The organism is Pelagibacterium lacus, assembly GCF_003345525.1.
Classification (GTDB): domain Bacteria; phylum Pseudomonadota; class Alphaproteobacteria; order Rhizobiales; family Devosiaceae; genus Pelagibacterium; species Pelagibacterium lacus.
The window spans coordinates 70,341-85,129 of sequence record NZ_QQNH01000010.1 but is presented as its reverse complement, the minus strand read 5'-3'; the positions used below and the strand labels follow the sequence as shown (position 1 = coordinate 85,129).

Sequence of the window (14,789 nt, the reverse complement as noted above, 5' to 3'; positions counted from 1 at the left end):
CCGGCGCTCGATACCCCCAACATCAAGTGGCCTGGTTTTGCGCCGCCCAATGGCCGACTTTTACCCCGCCGTTGACACCCGATAGAATGTAGAATCGGCGCCATCCGAGCAGTTTCTTGTCTGGCTCCGTTCCAGATCCTCCGGGCCAAACCCTACACCCTCCGTGCCCCAGTTCCGCACGACGTTGTTCAGTATGAACCATCGGCCATCGAGATCACCAATGATCTCCGCAGGGTCGTCTGGACTCCCGATTGCGTCCAAATCTTCGGCGTTGACCGCCGACGCCACGACGTCCAGTTGTGCGGCGAGATCGGCCGCATTCACCCCGAATCCCGACGTTACGGATGCGAATAGGGCAGCGGCGGACACAATTAACAACTTCATCGGAAGCTCCAGGATGTGGATATCATAAGCTTGGACGCTCAGCAGGCATCAATCCTTGGCCGAGGGGCCGACCTGCCGCGGCAATGGGGGCTACTGACTGGCAGGCCGACCCTCACCCCAAGCAGGGAGGTCCGCCGCAACTGGGGCAATCACAGGCTCGTGAATGAATGTGGCATTATGGGGCACGTGCGGTCGACTTCATCGGGTGGATGTGGTTGATGGTTCCGAAGTAGTTGCGTGGAGTATGTCCGTGTCCAGTCCCACTGATGGTTTTCAGCGAACCCGCTATCTTTCTAAGACTTGGCTCACCTTGTGCGTAACCGTTGCGGTCACAGCCGTAAGCCTCTATCTTGGCCTCGAATGGTTGCTGTTCTGACATTGTTCGGATGATCCCATTTCCGATTAAAAGGGAATCGCGAGCCGGATATGGAGAGGTGCCCTCAGGGCAACCTTGTTGGCGTCCATGCGTTGGGCCAAGCTCCGCAACGTAGTGAATGCCAATCATGCTCGAATGGTTTGCCGCTAACAGCGATATGCTCAATCTCGTGGCCAATTGGGCAATGGTGGTGATCTGGATCGCCTATCTCCAGATATTCCTGCGCAGCTTTCGACGCCAAACACTACCGAAGATCGTCATCAACCGCGCGGCGGGAAGCTCTCTCAGAGCAGCGTGTTTTGTCAGCAATATGAGCTCGGACGCTATCTATATCGAAAGTGTTATCGTCAAGATCGAAACCAGCACCGAGACCGTCATGTGTCGGATTACCGATTTCGATGCCTTTGACGATCACGATGAAAGTGCCGATCCCAAGCTCCGCACCTATCAAGGGCCGCTTGCACCCTCCCAATACACGTCGCTCGGTAAATTCGACGACATCATCGCGATGGTTGCTCGGCGGAAGGAGTTAGACAGCGAGCGCTTGAAATCGGCCGGCGGCGCTATCGCTATCGAAATTACGATCATCGCCGATTATGCCTCCGAGGATTTACTTATCGGCGCCAGGCGCACCCTCCGGGCTGAATGGCAAGGTGACCATTGGAGGTTGGGCGAGGAGACGCCCTATACCGAGCAAATCAGATCGCGAGCCGAGCGTAAGCGAATTTCCCAAATGCTCGCTGCCATCGATTAAAAGCTCTTGGCTTTGGCGGTTCGGCAAGTGTCCAACCACAGCGCCCCACATCAAATGCCAATCATAGAAAGCGCTCTGGAACGGTATCTCACTCACCTCGTTGAGGTGGACGGGACGCCCCTTGCATTTTCCGGAGACTGAAATGGCTGAAAAGACCCTCGACAACCTATTCGAAGACACTCTGCGCGACATCTATTATGCCGAGCGGCAAATCCTGAAAGCTCTGCCCAAAATGGCCAAGGCGGCCAACTCCGAGCAATTGGCGCAAGGGTTCGAAACCCACCGCCAGGAAACCGAAGTCCATGTCGAGCGGCTCGAACAGATTTTCGAGATGCTCGGCAAGCGTCCGCGAGGCAAAACCTGCGACGCCATTCTCGGCATTATCGAAGAGGGCAAGGAGATCATGGAGGATTACAAGGACGCCGTCGCCCTTGATGCTGGCCTCGCGGCCGCCGCGCAGGCGGTCGAGCATTATGAAATCGCCCGTTATGGCACACTGGCGACCTGGGCCAAGCAACTCGGCATGAGCGACGCCGCCGAACTGCTCGGACAGACATTGGCCGAGGAAAAGGCGTCCGATGAGAAACTGTCCAAGCTCGCAGAAACAGAAGCCAACCCCAAGGCGGCCTGAACCCTTGCGCTTCGCCTCCCAGCCTGTGCAGCGAGCATGGCGAGGCGGAGACGCTTTCGGCTTCGGCCGATGCGTGATGGATGGTTCAGCGCAGGAACCCGAGCTTGACTCGTTTTTCTTTACCAGACAAACAATTGGGAGTGCATCATGGTTTCGCCGGTCGACCACCAACACAGCCGCGACGATGTGGAGCGGGAAGGAGAGGCTCAAGCGCCCGAGGCGGGGCGTGATGTTCACCGCCCTCGCGGCGGCATCAAAGGTCCCCTCCTGGGCCTTGGCGTATTGGCTCTCTTGGTCATAGTCGGGCTCGTTGCGACGAACCTTTAAGTTGCCGCCACTGCATCCAGACATGGCTCGGACGGCGAGCGTATATTATTCTCAGGGCGTCGAGCTTGTCCGGCGACAGACATAGACTGATCCAGGTTCGGCCGGCAGGAACTCTTTCGTACTGGCGTCATTGCTCTTTCCATCTTGAACAGGAGAGACACATGGCCAACGCGGGAAAGAAGATGGGCAATCATCCTAGCGGGGGACAGCACGGCGCCAAACCCGGAGGAAAGGTGGCTCCGGGAGAGCTTCCTGATGAATTCGACTTTGCAGATGACATCGCGGGCCGCAACAGCCTGCAAGGCAACGACCAGGAAAACGTCCACAAGGAACGTCAGGCCCAGGCCGAGGCCACCGGCGAGACTGAGGGCCTGATCGAGAGCTTCGAAAAAACCCAGACACAGAAAGAAGCATCTGCGGAAAAGAAGAAGCGATAGGGACTTCCGACACTATCATTGGCGCCAGCACCTTTAGGGGGAATTGCTGATTGCCTCCGGCATGGCCTCTTTTAAGACAGTCAATAGCCTGCACCATCCCGGATAGTTCCAGTGTGGAGACTGCTGAGCTGTCCACCAGCCCTCAGCCAGCGGGCGATTTCTATGGCCGGTCCGGACCGCCGGGAATGGTGGGTCGGTAAAGCGGCGCCTTTACCGCACCAGGCGTCAGGTTTGCCGGCCAATGGCACTGAACAGGGCCTATACCTGCTCGGTCCTTTTGCCAACGCACTCGGCATGGGCCATCGCGGCCATTCCTTATCCCAATGCTAGGGGGCCCTGCGCTCCATTGCAATACCGGGGCCGCAGCACAAAATCTGTTGAGAAATACCACACTTTGGCTTGCGCGGCGGCCACCTCGTTGATACACAAGAGATCAGTTAGGCGCGGAAAATGCAAGAAAATTCAATAAGATAGGTTTTTCGATCGAGAGTTCAAATCTCTCCGGCAGCACCATTTCTTCCGCAAACGGCCACAATCGTCGCTGTTCGAAGGCTGCACTGTCGCCCCGATCGCGCCTGCAGTCGGACGCTTATTCCAAAAAGTGGTTTGCTCGAGCGCTGCGGCGCACGCGACACTCCCCTTCCGCACAGCTTCAGGCAACGTTGGATATCGAACAGCCGTGCGAGGGAGGGGAATATCAATGTCGAAACGCACGAAATACTATATCGCCCTCATGGCGGCACTCACCTTGGCACCACTGCCTGCGGTCCAGGCCCAGGACATAGATTTCATGGTCGTGGACTATGACGCGCCGGGAATGGGCGACTGGTGGAAGCTACTGGTCGAAAAATACAATGCCGAGAGCGGAGCGACAGTCATCCCGCGCAGTGTGTCGGCCGGCAGTTACTATGAACAATTGCTCATTCAGGCGGCAAGCGGCGCCGGGCCTGATGTCCTCACGGTCAATCCTAACAATCTGGGCGAACTTCTGGCCGCCGGCCATATTCTGCCGCTCGACGATTATATCGACGCTGCCAATCTGCGCGATGCCATCGTGCCGGGCGGCTGGGATTCGCTGACGGTCGACGGCACGACCTATGCCCTGCCCATCACCGGGCGCACGCTGGAACTGATCTACAATGCCTGCCATTTCGAAGAGGCGGGGATCGCTTCCCCACCGACCACTCCGGAAGAATTCCTGGCCTACGCCGAACAACTGACGGTTAGTGACGAATCGGGCCGTGTCAGCCGCTATGGCGCCAACATGGTCAACGCCAACGAAGACCCCACATTCGAAATGCTTCTCATGTGGACCCTGGCCTTTGGCGGGGCGTTCTCGGATGATGCGGGCAATTTTACGCTCGATAGCCAGCCGGTGATCGATGCCCTCACCTTCATGAAAACGGTCTATGATTCAGGGGCAACGCCGCAAGGGATGAGCGAGACCGATCTTCGCGCGCTCTTTGCGACGGGCGGGTCGGCCATGACCATCGACGGACAGTGGCAGTTTCCCTTCATCGAACAGAACAACGCCGAGAACTTTGATTGCTATCGCACCGCCAAGCATCCCTGGGACGGTCCGGCGACCGGAGGGGTCAATATGGCGCTGGCCATCAACGCAACCAGCGACAATCCGGAAGCGGCCTGGGAATTCCTCGCCATGGCCGCCAGCCCGGACCTGCAATCGCAGTTCAGCGATCACAGCCCCTACCTGCCCTATGGCGTGGGCGCGCTGACCGATGAGCAACTGGCCGCCCGTCCCTATCTGGCGCCTTATGTCGAAAGTAGCGGAACGGCCCATCCGATCGCTATTCCCGGACATGCAGATCAGTTCAATGAGATTTGGCCGGTGGTCGTCGATGCGGTTCTGTTGACGCTGCGCGACGGCGTACCGGCAGAACAGTCCCTGGCCGAAGCGCAGCAGCGCCTCGAAGACTGCTGTTCATAATCGCCCCCGGCCAGGGTGGAACACCGCCCTGGCCATCTCTCCAGCACAATCGATTTGGGCCACCGGTCATGCCATCTTCGCGTCGTCCTTCCCGCTTCTCCCGGGTCGTGCTGGACGGCCCCCTCTTCCCGTTCCTCATGATCCTGCCAGCACTGATCGTGCTTGGCCTGGTCATCGGCTTACCCATTCTCGAAGCCCTCAGGCTCAGCTTCGACACCATAGCCCTGCGGCGCCCGGCCATGGCTGGCACATACGGGTTCCACAACTATCTCAAGCTCTTCACCGATCCCAGGACCTATTCGGCCCTGTGGCTATCTTGCCTCTATATGGCCGGAACGGTGGTGGGCTCCATCATTCTGGCGCTCACCGCGGCCCTCCTCACCCGGCGTGTAGTCAGGTTTTCCGGATTGACCAGACTGATCTTCCTGCTGCCGTGGACGGTTCCCGCCGTAGTGACCGCGCTGGTCTGGGGCGTCATGTATGACGGCAATTTCGGCGTCATCAACCGGCTTATCGATTTCATCCCCTTCATCGGCGGACACAATTGGCTCGTCGAGCGCCAGACGGCACTTGCCTCCCTCATCGTGGCACAGGTCTGGAACGAGTTCCCCATGGCCTATGTCTTTTTTCTCGCCGGATTGAAGGCGATTCCCGACGAGCTCTACGAGGCCGCCGCAATCGACCGGGCCAACGCGCTGCAGCAATTTCTTTTCATCACGCTGCCGCAGCTTAGATACATCATGGCCGTTATCGTCATCCTAGTCATGATCATGGGGTTCAAATCGTTTCCCATCATCTACATCCTGACCGGAGGTGGACCGGCCGGAGCCACGGAAACGCTGACCATCCTCACCTATAATACGGCGTTTCGCAGCCTGGACTTCAGCTATGCCGCCACACTGGGCATCCTCGCTGTCCTAGCTTCAATCCTGCTGGTGCTGGGCTATCTCAAGCTGCTTCCCCGATCCGGCAATGAGGGCACGACATGACGGCGCCCTCTCCAGGCATGTCGGCCTCGCCCCTGGCGCTCGCGCTGCGCATGAGCGGCATCGTGGTTCTGGGTCTCATGGTGCTGTTTCCGATCTATTGGATGATCGTGGTCGCCCTGACTCCCACGGGGTTCGGCCGCCAGATCACGACCTTCCTGCCGCAGACCATAACGCTGGACAATTTCGTCTCTCTGTTCACCGCCCGCCCGATGGCGCGATGGATCGGCAATTCGATCATTGTCGCCACCCTGTCTTCCGCCCTGTCGCTGGTGTTCGGGGTCAGTTGCGGTTACGCTTTGAGTCGGCTGCGGTTCAGGGGAGCCAGTCTCCTGCTGATCGCGGTTCTTGCCACGCAGATGATGCCCGCCACCAGCATCATCGTCCCCCTTTACATGCTGTTCCGATCCTGGGGCCTGCTCGATACCATGCAGGGTATGGTTGCAGGACACATATCCCTCGTGGTGCCGCTCGCCATATGGATGAGCAAAGGCTTTTTCGATTCGATACCGCGCGATCTGGAACACGCCGCCCGCATCGATGGCTGCACACATGCCGGGGCCTTCTTCTTTATTGCCCTGCCGCTTGCGGCGCCCGGCCTTGCCGCCATCTTTATCTATGGTTTCGTGACCAGTTGGCATGACTTTCTCTTCTCGCACACTCTCGTAACCTCCCAGGAACTGTGGACCGCCGCGAACGGCATCGCATCGTTCCGGGGGGAATATTTTACGCTGCAGGAAATGCAGATGGCCGCTGCTCTGGTCTTTGCGCTGCCCGTCGTAATCGTCTTCTTCATCATGCAACGCTGGATCGTCTCCGGCGCCCTGGCCGGCGCGGTGCGATAGCAATTTCGGTTATTCAGATGGCAAACGTTCAGTTCAATTCGATCTTCAAGCGCTATGGTCAGGTCGAGGTCCTGTCCGACGTCGGTATCGATATCAAGGACGGAGAGTTTGTCGTGCTCGTCGGCCCATCGGGCTGTGGAAAGTCGACATTGCTCCGCATGCTGGCCGGGCTGGAGACGGTCACGGCCGGCACGATCGCGATCGGTCAGCGCGACGTCACACATCTGCCGCCGCGGGAACGCGACGTGGCGATGGTCTTTCAGAACTATGCGCTCTATCCGCATATGACAGTTGCCGACAACATCGCCTTTCCGCTCCGCATGATGGGGTTCGCCAAGTCCCATATCCGGGATCAGGTGACGCGCGCCGCGGAAATGCTCGGTCTCATGCCCTATCTGGCCCGGTTTCCGCGCGAGTTGTCGGGTGGCCAGCGCCAGCGGGTCGCCATGGGACGCGCCGTGGTGCGCGAGCCCGATGTGTTCCTGTTCGACGAGCCCCTCTCCAATCTCGACGCGTCGCTGCGCGTCAAGATGCGCGGTGAAATCAAGCAGATGCATCAGCGCCTCGGCACCACGATGATTTACGTCACCCATGACCAGGTGGAGGCGATGACGCTTGGGGACCGCATCGTCGTGCTAAGAAGCGGCCGCGTTGAGCAGATCGGAACCCCGTTGGAGCTCTATAACAAGCCCGTCAATTCCTTCGTTGCCCAGTTCATCGGCTCTCCAGCCATGAACATCTTCGAGGCGCGGCCGGCCGCCGACCGCGGGCTCGCGATCGAGGACATGCTCCTGACCGATCTATTCCCCCTCCCCCATCCTCTTCCCGAAAACCCGCTGCTCGTCGGGATACGTCCCCACGATATCGAGCTTACCCCCGCCAAAACCTCCGATGCCCTCAGTGGCGTGGTGGTGCTGGTCGAGGAAATGGGAAATATGAGCCTGCTCACCGTCCAGTCCGGCTCCAGCTATGTGCAGGTGGAAGCGCCCAGTCCCTCTTCGCTGGCGACTGGCGCGCCGGTGTTCATGCGGCCGATGAAAGAGAAGCTGCACTTCTTCACGGAATAACCCACCCCCCTCCCCCCTGCCGAGGCTAGAACGTGGCGTGCAGGCCGAGGGATAGGGTGCCGGACATCTGCACCAGATCCGCATCGAAGGTGCCGATGGGGCTGGGGAGCGAGGCGCCGAAGGTAGCGGTGCCGGTGCCGCGGCGGAGGCTGCCGCCGGCGGCGGCGGTGAAGGCCAGGGCGTCGGTGAGCGCATGGGTGTAGGCGGCGCGCACCTGCACCCCGAGGGTGGCGAAATCATAGGCGATGTGGGGGGCAGGCCCCAGATCGGTGCGCAGGAAATGGGTGTCGCTGACCCCGAGCCGTCCGCCGACCAGTTCGGCATGGACGTCGAGCGTCTGGGTCTGCGACAACTCGACAGCCAGCCACACCCCGGCGCCGGCCTGCCAGCCCGAGAGATCATGGCTAATGACCGGCAGGTCGGATGGCACGGCGGGCAGCGGACCGCAGATGACGCCGCAGGAAAGGCCCGTGGCGCTGAGCGTCCGGCGTTCCATGCTTGCGGTCAGATAGGGACGGATGGCCAGATTGTCCTGCCGCAACTCGCCCAGGAACGGCATGGGGACGCGCAAGGCGCCGGTCAGCCCCTCGCCGATCGCCACGCCGCTGCTCGTATGAGAGAATACCAATTGGCCGGCCAGATAATCGTAATCGTCGAAATTGCCCCAGCCGGTGAGCGGCACGGCAGCGGCGAGGTCGAACCACAGGCCGCTCTCGGCCATGTCGCGCCCGGAGAGGGATAATTCGGCCCAGATGCTGGACGCGGAGCCGTATTCGAGCAGGCTGGTCGGATTGCCCAGGATCGGATCGACGAAGGAGGCGTCATGGCTCAGGGACAGGCGCTCGGTCTGGCCCTTGAGGCTCGCGCCCACGGACAGCTCGAACCCCGACGCGCCGCCGGCCACCCCCATGGCGAGCCCCAAGGCCAATACGCCCCGCGCGATCAAAACGCTTTCCGCATCGTCATTCCCCCGCAAATCGCGACAATGCTAGCATCGCCAAACACTTTGCGGCAAGGCTATGGGCAACGTTGCGGGCGGTCATGCGTTGACGAGGGCAAAGGAGAATGTCGATGCATATTGCCCCTATCGGTCTCGCGGCCATCGCCCTGTTGTTTGCCGGCCCCCTTTTGGCGCAGGAAGACCCCGCAGCGCCGCCCGACATCGTGATCGGCGACCCGCTCTTCGTGCCGGACGGCCTTGAAGGCGGGGACGAGACCGTGCCCGACAATCCCTATTACGACGACCGCTCGACCGCCGCTGCCGTGATCGAATCCCTTTATAACGCCATCAACCGCATGGAATATCTGCGGGCCTTCTCCTATTTCGCCACCGCCGGGGACATGGCCGAACCCGAGGCGGCACAGGCCGCCTTCGAGGCCTTCGCCGAAGGCTATACCGACACCGAATCGGTGCAATTGCTGGTCGGCGCGGAAACCACCGAGGGCGCGGCCGGCACCGTCTATTACACTATTCCCGTGGCGCTCGAGGCGACGATGACCGATGGCAGCATCGAGAGCTATGCCGGGTGCTACACGCTGAGTCTGGCCCAGCCCTCGGTGCAGGCCACCCCGCCCTTCCGGCCGCTGGCCATTACCGATGCGGCGCTCGCCCCCGCCCAGGGCAGCATCGACACCATCCTGCCCGGCGCCTGCGCACCGCTCTAATTTTTGTTGCGCATCGGATTTTCCGAAAACCGTGAATACACTTTTCAGTCCGATGCTGGCCGCCAATCTGCGGCAGTTGCGCAACACGAGGCCGGCTCCAAGCAGGACGAGGCGCGCGGGCGATTGAGCGCCTCGGCGTTTTGGGCTTGAGTGCATCGTTGTGCGGAAGGGTTTGGCGATGCGCGTTCTGGTTGCCGGTGTGTTGAGTCTCGTCATGGGGGTGGGCGCGGGCCCGGCCCATGCCGAAGGGCTGTCCAGCCTCGAGGCCATCAATCGCTGCGAGGCCTTCGCCGTCCAGGCCCTGCGCCCCGACGTGCCCGAGGCGATGGCCAATCGCTACAAGATCGCCTGCTATTTCGGACTGGTCGATGCCCAGGTCGACACCGATACCGACGCGGCCTGCCGCCGCGCGTCGCAATCCTTCCCGCGGGCCCATCGGGACATCGCGGAATTTGTCTGCCTCGGCGCCTATCGCAACGCCCTCCCACCGGCCGAAACCGCATTCTGAGCGGGGCACGTGGTGCGGGTCTTTACGGAGTTGCACTCGCCGGGTGGAACCTGCCGCGCGCCTTGTCGTTCTACGTCCATTCATCAATGGAGTTCAGCCATGGCAGATTTCGGCATTACTGACGGAATTGGCAAATCGCTCGACCATCAGGTCCGGGACTTGCGCAAACAGATCGACCAGGTTTCCAAGTCGCTGGCCCGTCACGGGGTGGATTTCAACGATCTGGCCGATGACGCCGAGGATCTCTGGCGCGGGGCCCGCAAGAACGCGCACCGGGCCGCAAAGCATATGCGCCACGACGCCGATGTGCTGGGCCGCGCCATGGAGAAGGCCCCGGCCGGGGTCGGAACGGTGCTCACCGTCGCCGCCCTGGTCGGCTTCGGGCTGGGCTATCTGGTCCACATCTCCCAGCGCCGCTGAGGGGAAACCGCCCCCCTTCGGGCGCGCTCCCCCGCGTCAGCGCCGGTTCTTCAGCGCCCGTTCCAGCGCGGCGCCCATGGCGCCCTGTCCGGCCGGTGGCGGGGCTGAGGGCCGCCCCTTTTGTCGCATGGGCGGAGCGTTGCGCTCGGCCCGCGCGTCGGAAGGTTGCGGGGTGGCGTCGCGGCGCATGGAAAGCCCGATGCGCTTGCGCTTGACGTCGACCTCGGTGACGCGGACCTTCACCACGTCGCCCGCCTTGACCACCTCGTGCGGGTCCTTGACGAAGCGGTCGGCGAGCTGTGAGACGTGCACCAGCCCGTCCTGATGCACGCCGATATCGACGAAGGCGCCGAAGGCGGCGACATTGGTCACCGTCCCTTCCAGCATCATGCCGGGCTTGAGGTCGGAAATCTCCTCAATGCCCTCGGCAAAGCTCGCCGTCCTGAATTCGGGGCGCGGGTCGCGGCCGGGCTTTTCCAGCTCGGCGAGGATGTCGCGCACCGTGGGCAGGCCGAAGGTTTCGTCGACGAAGGCGCGCGGGTCGAGCGCCTTGAGCGCGGCGCTGTCGCCCATCAGGGTGCGGATGTCGCGGCCGCAGGCGGCAACGATCTTGCGCGCCACTCCATAGGCCTCGGGGTGGACCGAAGAGGCGTCGAGCGGCTCGGCGCCGTCGCGGATGCGCAGGAAGCCGGCCGCCTGCTCGAAGGCCTTGGGGCCGAGGCGCGGCACGGCCAGCAATTGCTTGCGCGAGGCGAAGGCGCCATTGGCGTTGCGGTGCGCGACGATGGCTTCGGCCAGCGCCGTCCCCAGCCCGGAGACCCGGGCCAGCAGCGGGGCCGAGGCCATGTTGAGGTCGACCCCCACCCCGTTCACCGCGTCCTCGACCACCGCGTCGAGCGCCCTGGCGAGGCGGAACTGGTCGACATCGTGCTGGTATTGCCCGACCCCGATCGATTTGGGCTCGATCTTGACCAGTTCGGCCAGGGGGTCCTGCAACCGGCGGGCGATGGAGACTGCGCCGCGCAGGGAGACGTCGAGCCCCGGCAGTTCGTTGGAGGCGGTTTCCGACGCCGAATAGACCGAGGCCCCGGCCTCGCTCACCACAACCTTCATCGGCTTGGGGGCCGGGATCATGGCCAGCATGTCGGTCACCAGCCGCTCGGTTTCGCGGCTGGCGGTGCCATTGCCGATGGCGATCAACTCCACCTTGTGGCGCGCCACCAGCGCCATCAGCACGGCGCGGCTTCCCTCCACGTCGTTGCGGGGCTGGAAGGGGTAGATGGTCGCGGTATCGAGCACCTTGCCCGTCGCGTCGACCACGGCGACCTTCACCCCGGTGCGGATGCCGGGATCGAGCCCCATGGTGGCCCGGTTGCCGGCCGGGGCGGCCAGCAGCAAGTCCTTGAGATTGCGGGCGAAGACGGTGATCGCCTCCTCCTCGGCGCGCTCGCGCAGCCGCCCCATCAGGTCGACTGACAGGTGCAGCCAGAGCTTGACCCGCCAGCTCCAGCGCGCCACCTCCATCAGCCATTGGTCGGCCGGCCCGCCATCGGCACGTATGTCGAAATGGCGCGCCACCATCAATTCGGCGGGCTTGTACTTGCCCTCGGCGTCGGCATCGAGCTCCAGATCGACGCTCAATATCTCCTCATTGCGCCCGCGCAGCATGGCGAGCGCCCGGTGGCCCGGCACTTTCGCCCAGGGCTCGGCATGGTCGAAATAGTCGGAGAACTTGGCGCCTGCCTCCTCTTTGCCCTCGACTACCCGGGCGCGCAGCAGCGCCTTGGCCTCCATATGGGCCCGCAATCTGCCGATGAGATCGGCATCCTCGGCGAAGCGCTCGGCGAGAATGTCGCGCGCGCCGTCGAGGGCCGCCTTGGCATCGGGCACCGCGTCGGTGAGATAGGCCTCCGCCTCCCGGGCCGGATTGAGCGAACGATCGGCGAAAAGGGCATCGGCCAAGGGCTCGAGCCCGCGCTCGCGCGCGATCTCGCCCTTTGTGCGGCGCTTGGGCTTATAGGGCAGGTAGATGTCCTCGAGCTCGGACTTGGTCGCGACCCGTGCGATCTGGGTGGCAAGCTCGGGGGTCATCTTCCCCTGGCCCTCGATGGAGGCGAGGATGGCGCTCCGCCGCGCCTCGAGCTCGCGCAGATAGCCCAGCCGCTCGTTGAGGGTGCGCAATTGCGCGTCGTCGAGTCCGCCGGTCGCCTCCTTGCGGTAGCGGGCAACGAAGGGCACCGTGGCGCCACCATCGAGCAGGGCGATGGCGGAGGTCACCTGGTCGGTCCGGGCGGCGATTTCGGTGGCGATCAGGGCGGCAATGGCGGTGGTGATGTCGGTCATGGGCTTCCGGCAGCGTTGAATCGGAGCGGAGATTAGAGTGGGGTGGCGGCGCTGGCAAACATTTGCGTCCGTGATCCACAGCCTCCCCGGCGCGGCGGAAATGTGGCCAACCGGCAACACCGGCGGCGCCAAGCCCCCCGCTCACTCTCCCGTGACCGGGGCTTGCCCTTTTCGCGCCATGATTGAACCGCTATCGGATGGGGCATGATCCGCTACCTGCCCATCGTCATGCTGGCTTTCGGCCTCGTGCTGCTTTCGGCCTCTTTCGCCGCCGCCGCCCCGGCGCCTGCCGGCGTGGGCGCGATGTGCATCGATCCGACCGCGGCCGATCCGTTCGAGACCGGGCAGAAGACCAGCCGCTGCTGGAAGCAGCTCGGGAGCGGGCTGCTGGTGCCCGGCGGGTGCCCTGTGCACGCAACCCTCGTCGAGACGGAAGCCACGGCGCGGCCCGACACCGGGCCGGGCTGGCCGCACCTCGAACCATTCCCGGTCGGCGAGAGCCAGCCCCCCGAACTCGACCATCCTCCGCCACGCGCCTGAGGCGCCCCTCCCGCTTTTCCCTGTTCACCGCGTCAGGCTTTGCCCCATGGGCCATGCTGCGCGCGCTTTTGAAACGAGACCGAAATGACCGAAGCCATCTATACCAGACGCGGGTTCATGGCGGGCGCTGCCAGCCTGCTGGCGCTCACCGCCGCCGGCTGCACCACCATGGGCGCCACGCCTACGGCTCCCGCGGCCACGCTGCCGCCCCCGATCCCCGCCCATGTGGTCGCCATGTATGCGGCGCGCTACGACGAGCAATTCCCCCTCGAAGCGGTCGACCTGCGCTATCTCGACCCGCGCTATTATCGCCAGCGCGTCGCCTATCCCACGGTGGAAAAGCCCGGCACGGTGATCGTCGACACCTCGAGCTTCTATCTCTATCACGTCGAGGACGGCGGCATGGCGATGCGCTATGGCGTCGGCCTGGGCCGGGCCGGCTTCGAATGGTCGGGGCGCGGGCATATCGCCTATATGCGCAAATGGCCGGTGTGGACGCCGCCCAGCGACATGATCGACCGGCAGCCCGAACTCGAAAAATGGCGCCATGGCCAGCCTCCCGGCCTCGACAACCCGCTGGGCGCCCGCGCTCTCTATATCCATCAGGGCAATCGCGACACCATCTACCGCATCCACGGCACGCCCGAAGTGTGGACCATCGGCACGGCGGTCTCCTCGGGCTGCGTGCGCCTGCTGCATCAGGACGTCATCGACCTTGCCGATCGCGTCCGCCCGGGCTCGACGCTGATCGTGGTCTGAGACCGCTCCCCATCCCAATGAAAAAGAGGCGCGCCGGCCAGCGGCGCGCCTCTTTTCGTTTTGAGAATGGTAGTTCCGATCAGCTGCGGATCGGGATGATGCGGATTTCCACGCGCCGGTTCTGGGCCCGCCCGGCTTCGGTGGAATTGTCGGCGATCGGGTTGGTCATGCCACGGCCCTCGACGAAAAAGCGCCGCGAATCGACCCCGAAGGTGCTCAGCGTGCGGGCGACCGAGGTGGCGCGCTGCTGCGACAGGGTCAGGTTGTAGCTGGCTGAGCCGGTGGAGTCGGTATAGCCGAGAATGTCGACCAGGGTCTGGTTGTATTCCTTGAGCACCAGCGCAACCGATTCGAGCGTTCCCTGGAACTGGGGCTGCACGTTGGACTGGTCCACCCCGAAGGTGACGTTGGACGGCATGTTGAGGATGATGTTGTCGCCCACGCGGGTGACCGAAACCCCCGAACCCTGCAGCTTGGCGCGCAGCTGGGCTTCCTGCTGGTCCATATAATTGCCGACCGCTCCGCCGGCCAGGGCGCCGATACCGGCGCCGATCAGGGCGCCAACGCGGCCGTCTCCCATGGCCGAACCGATCAGCGCACCGCCAACGGCACCGCCGCCAGCCCCCAGCAGGGCTCCGCCCGCCGTGTTGGAAAGCTGGGTTTCCCCGGTGAAGGGATTGGTGGAGCAGCCTGCCAGCACCATGGCGGCAACGGCGGTCAAAGCGATAGCCTTCGTTCTCATGGAAAAATCACCCGCGTCATTGGAAACAATCGTGCCGCGTTCCATGCTGAGAAATTG

Annotated in this window: 16 protein-coding genes; 12 read left to right on the top strand and 4 right to left on the bottom strand. The window is 63.0% G+C overall.

What is annotated here, in order from left to right; translation table 11 throughout:
* Positions 1–60 precede the first annotated feature (60 nt).
* Positions 61–384: a hypothetical protein gene (locus DVH29_RS09315; protein WP_114645903.1), complete on the bottom strand. Its 324-nt coding sequence runs from the start codon at positions 382–384 to the stop codon at positions 61–63.
* Positions 385–887: 503 nt separating this feature from the next.
* Between DVH29_RS09315 and DVH29_RS09310 the strand changes: the two genes are divergently transcribed.
* From DVH29_RS09310 to DVH29_RS09275, 7 genes are all read left to right on the top strand, one after another.
* Entirely contained in the window at positions 888–1,514 is a 627-nt protein-coding gene (locus DVH29_RS09310; RefSeq protein WP_147276049.1) for a hypothetical protein, read from the top strand.
* Positions 1,515–1,656: 142 nt separating this feature from the next.
* Positions 1,657–2,145, top strand: coding sequence for a YciE/YciF ferroxidase family protein (locus DVH29_RS09305; protein ID WP_114645901.1), 489 nt, complete (start codon positions 1,657–1,659; stop codon positions 2,143–2,145).
* A 488-nt stretch (positions 2,146–2,633) separates the two neighbouring features.
* Positions 2,634–2,909 carry a hypothetical protein gene (locus tag DVH29_RS09295; protein ID WP_114645899.1) on the top strand — a complete coding sequence of 92 codons (276 nt, stop codon included), beginning with the start codon at positions 2,634–2,636 and terminating at the stop codon, positions 2,907–2,909.
* 733 nt (positions 2,910–3,642) lie between these two features.
* Positions 3,643–4,857: an ABC transporter substrate-binding protein gene (locus tag DVH29_RS09290; protein ID WP_114645912.1), complete on the top strand. Its 1,215-nt coding sequence runs from the start codon at positions 3,643–3,645 to the stop codon at positions 4,855–4,857.
* Positions 4,858–4,925: 68 nt separating this feature from the next.
* Positions 4,926–5,846 carry a carbohydrate ABC transporter permease gene (locus tag DVH29_RS09285; protein WP_114645898.1) on the top strand — a complete coding sequence of 307 codons (921 nt, stop codon included), beginning with the start codon at positions 4,926–4,928 and terminating at the stop codon, positions 5,844–5,846.
* Positions 5,843–6,688, top strand: a complete 846-nt coding sequence (locus tag DVH29_RS09280) for a carbohydrate ABC transporter permease (RefSeq protein ID WP_245944941.1) — start codon at positions 5,843–5,845, stop codon at positions 6,686–6,688. The genes DVH29_RS09285 and DVH29_RS09280 overlap by 4 nt, the downstream gene beginning before the upstream one ends.
* 17 nt (positions 6,689–6,705) lie before the next feature.
* Positions 6,706–7,755: an ABC transporter ATP-binding protein gene (locus DVH29_RS09275; protein ID WP_114645896.1), complete on the top strand. Its 1,050-nt coding sequence runs from the start codon at positions 6,706–6,708 to the stop codon at positions 7,753–7,755.
* Between the two features lie 25 nt (positions 7,756–7,780).
* Here DVH29_RS09275 and DVH29_RS09270 read toward each other — a convergent pair whose 3' ends face one another.
* Entirely contained in the window at positions 7,781–8,701 is a 921-nt protein-coding gene (locus DVH29_RS09270) for a hypothetical protein (protein ID WP_114645895.1), read from the bottom strand.
* A 125-nt stretch (positions 8,702–8,826) separates the two neighbouring features.
* Here DVH29_RS09270 and DVH29_RS09265 point away from each other — a divergent pair, with 125 nt between their 5' ends.
* From DVH29_RS09265 to DVH29_RS09255, 3 genes are all read left to right on the top strand, one after another.
* Positions 8,827–9,420 (top strand): hypothetical protein, encoded by a 594-nt coding sequence (locus DVH29_RS09265; RefSeq protein ID WP_147276048.1) that lies wholly within the window; start codon positions 8,827–8,829, stop codon positions 9,418–9,420.
* Between the two features lie 178 nt (positions 9,421–9,598).
* Positions 9,599–9,928: a hypothetical protein gene (locus DVH29_RS09260; protein ID WP_114645893.1), complete on the top strand. Its 330-nt coding sequence runs from the start codon at positions 9,599–9,601 to the stop codon at positions 9,926–9,928.
* Between the two features lie 99 nt (positions 9,929–10,027).
* Positions 10,028–10,348, top strand: a complete 321-nt coding sequence (locus tag DVH29_RS09255) for a hypothetical protein (RefSeq protein WP_114645892.1) — start codon at positions 10,028–10,030, stop codon at positions 10,346–10,348.
* Positions 10,349–10,384: 36 nt separating this feature from the next.
* Here the strand turns inward: DVH29_RS09255 and DVH29_RS09250 are convergent, their stop codons facing one another.
* Complete coding sequence (locus DVH29_RS09250) at positions 10,385–12,691, bottom strand: Tex family protein (protein ID WP_114645891.1); 2,307 nt, start codon at positions 12,689–12,691, stop codon at positions 10,385–10,387.
* Between the two features lie 204 nt (positions 12,692–12,895).
* On the opposite strand from DVH29_RS09250, the gene DVH29_RS09245 reads away from it, so the two are divergent.
* Together DVH29_RS09245 and DVH29_RS09240 are read left to right on the top strand one after the other, a co-directional pair.
* Entirely contained in the window at positions 12,896–13,231 is a 336-nt protein-coding gene (locus DVH29_RS09245; RefSeq protein WP_114645890.1) for a hypothetical protein, read from the top strand.
* Between the two features lie 84 nt (positions 13,232–13,315).
* Entirely contained in the window at positions 13,316–13,990 is a 675-nt protein-coding gene (locus tag DVH29_RS09240) for a L,D-transpeptidase (RefSeq protein WP_114645889.1), read from the top strand.
* A 79-nt stretch (positions 13,991–14,069) separates the two neighbouring features.
* Here the strand turns inward: DVH29_RS09240 and DVH29_RS09235 are convergent, their stop codons facing one another.
* On the bottom strand, positions 14,070–14,732 hold the full coding sequence (locus tag DVH29_RS09235) for a YiaD family glycine zipper/OmpA-like lipoprotein (RefSeq protein WP_114645911.1): 663 nt from the start codon (positions 14,730–14,732) through the stop codon (positions 14,070–14,072).
* Positions 14,733–14,789 lie beyond the last annotated feature (57 nt).

Coding starts and splice junctions, on each gene's coding strand:
- DVH29_RS09310 (WP_147276049.1), top strand. CDS start 888: ATGCTCGAATGGTTTGCCGCTAACAGCGATATGCTCAATCTCGTGGCC.
- DVH29_RS09275 (WP_114645896.1), top strand. CDS start 6,706: ATGGCAAACGTTCAGTTCAATTCGATCTTCAAGCGCTATGGTCAGGTC.
- DVH29_RS09290 (WP_114645912.1), top strand. CDS start 3,643: ATGGCGGCACTCACCTTGGCACCACTGCCTGCGGTCCAGGCCCAGGAC.
- DVH29_RS09235 (WP_114645911.1), bottom strand. CDS start 14,732: ATGAGAACGAAGGCTATCGCTTTGACCGCCGTTGCCGCCATGGTGCTG.
- DVH29_RS09315 (WP_114645903.1), bottom strand. CDS start 384: ATGAAGTTGTTAATTGTGTCCGCCGCTGCCCTATTCGCATCCGTAACG.
- DVH29_RS09240 (WP_114645889.1), top strand. CDS start 13,316: ATGACCGAAGCCATCTATACCAGACGCGGGTTCATGGCGGGCGCTGCC.
- DVH29_RS09245 (WP_114645890.1), top strand. CDS start 12,896: ATGATCCGCTACCTGCCCATCGTCATGCTGGCTTTCGGCCTCGTGCTG.
- DVH29_RS09265 (WP_147276048.1), top strand. CDS start 8,827: ATGCATATTGCCCCTATCGGTCTCGCGGCCATCGCCCTGTTGTTTGCC.
- DVH29_RS09260 (WP_114645893.1), top strand. CDS start 9,599: ATGCGCGTTCTGGTTGCCGGTGTGTTGAGTCTCGTCATGGGGGTGGGC.
- DVH29_RS09255 (WP_114645892.1), top strand. CDS start 10,028: ATGGCAGATTTCGGCATTACTGACGGAATTGGCAAATCGCTCGACCAT.
- DVH29_RS09285 (WP_114645898.1), top strand. CDS start 4,926: ATGCCATCTTCGCGTCGTCCTTCCCGCTTCTCCCGGGTCGTGCTGGAC.
- DVH29_RS09295 (WP_114645899.1), top strand. CDS start 2,634: ATGGCCAACGCGGGAAAGAAGATGGGCAATCATCCTAGCGGGGGACAG.
- DVH29_RS09280 (WP_245944941.1), top strand. CDS start 5,843: ATGACGGCGCCCTCTCCAGGCATGTCGGCCTCGCCCCTGGCGCTCGCG.
- DVH29_RS09250 (WP_114645891.1), bottom strand. CDS start 12,691: ATGACCGACATCACCACCGCCATTGCCGCCCTGATCGCCACCGAAATC.
- DVH29_RS09305 (WP_114645901.1), top strand. CDS start 1,657: ATGGCTGAAAAGACCCTCGACAACCTATTCGAAGACACTCTGCGCGAC.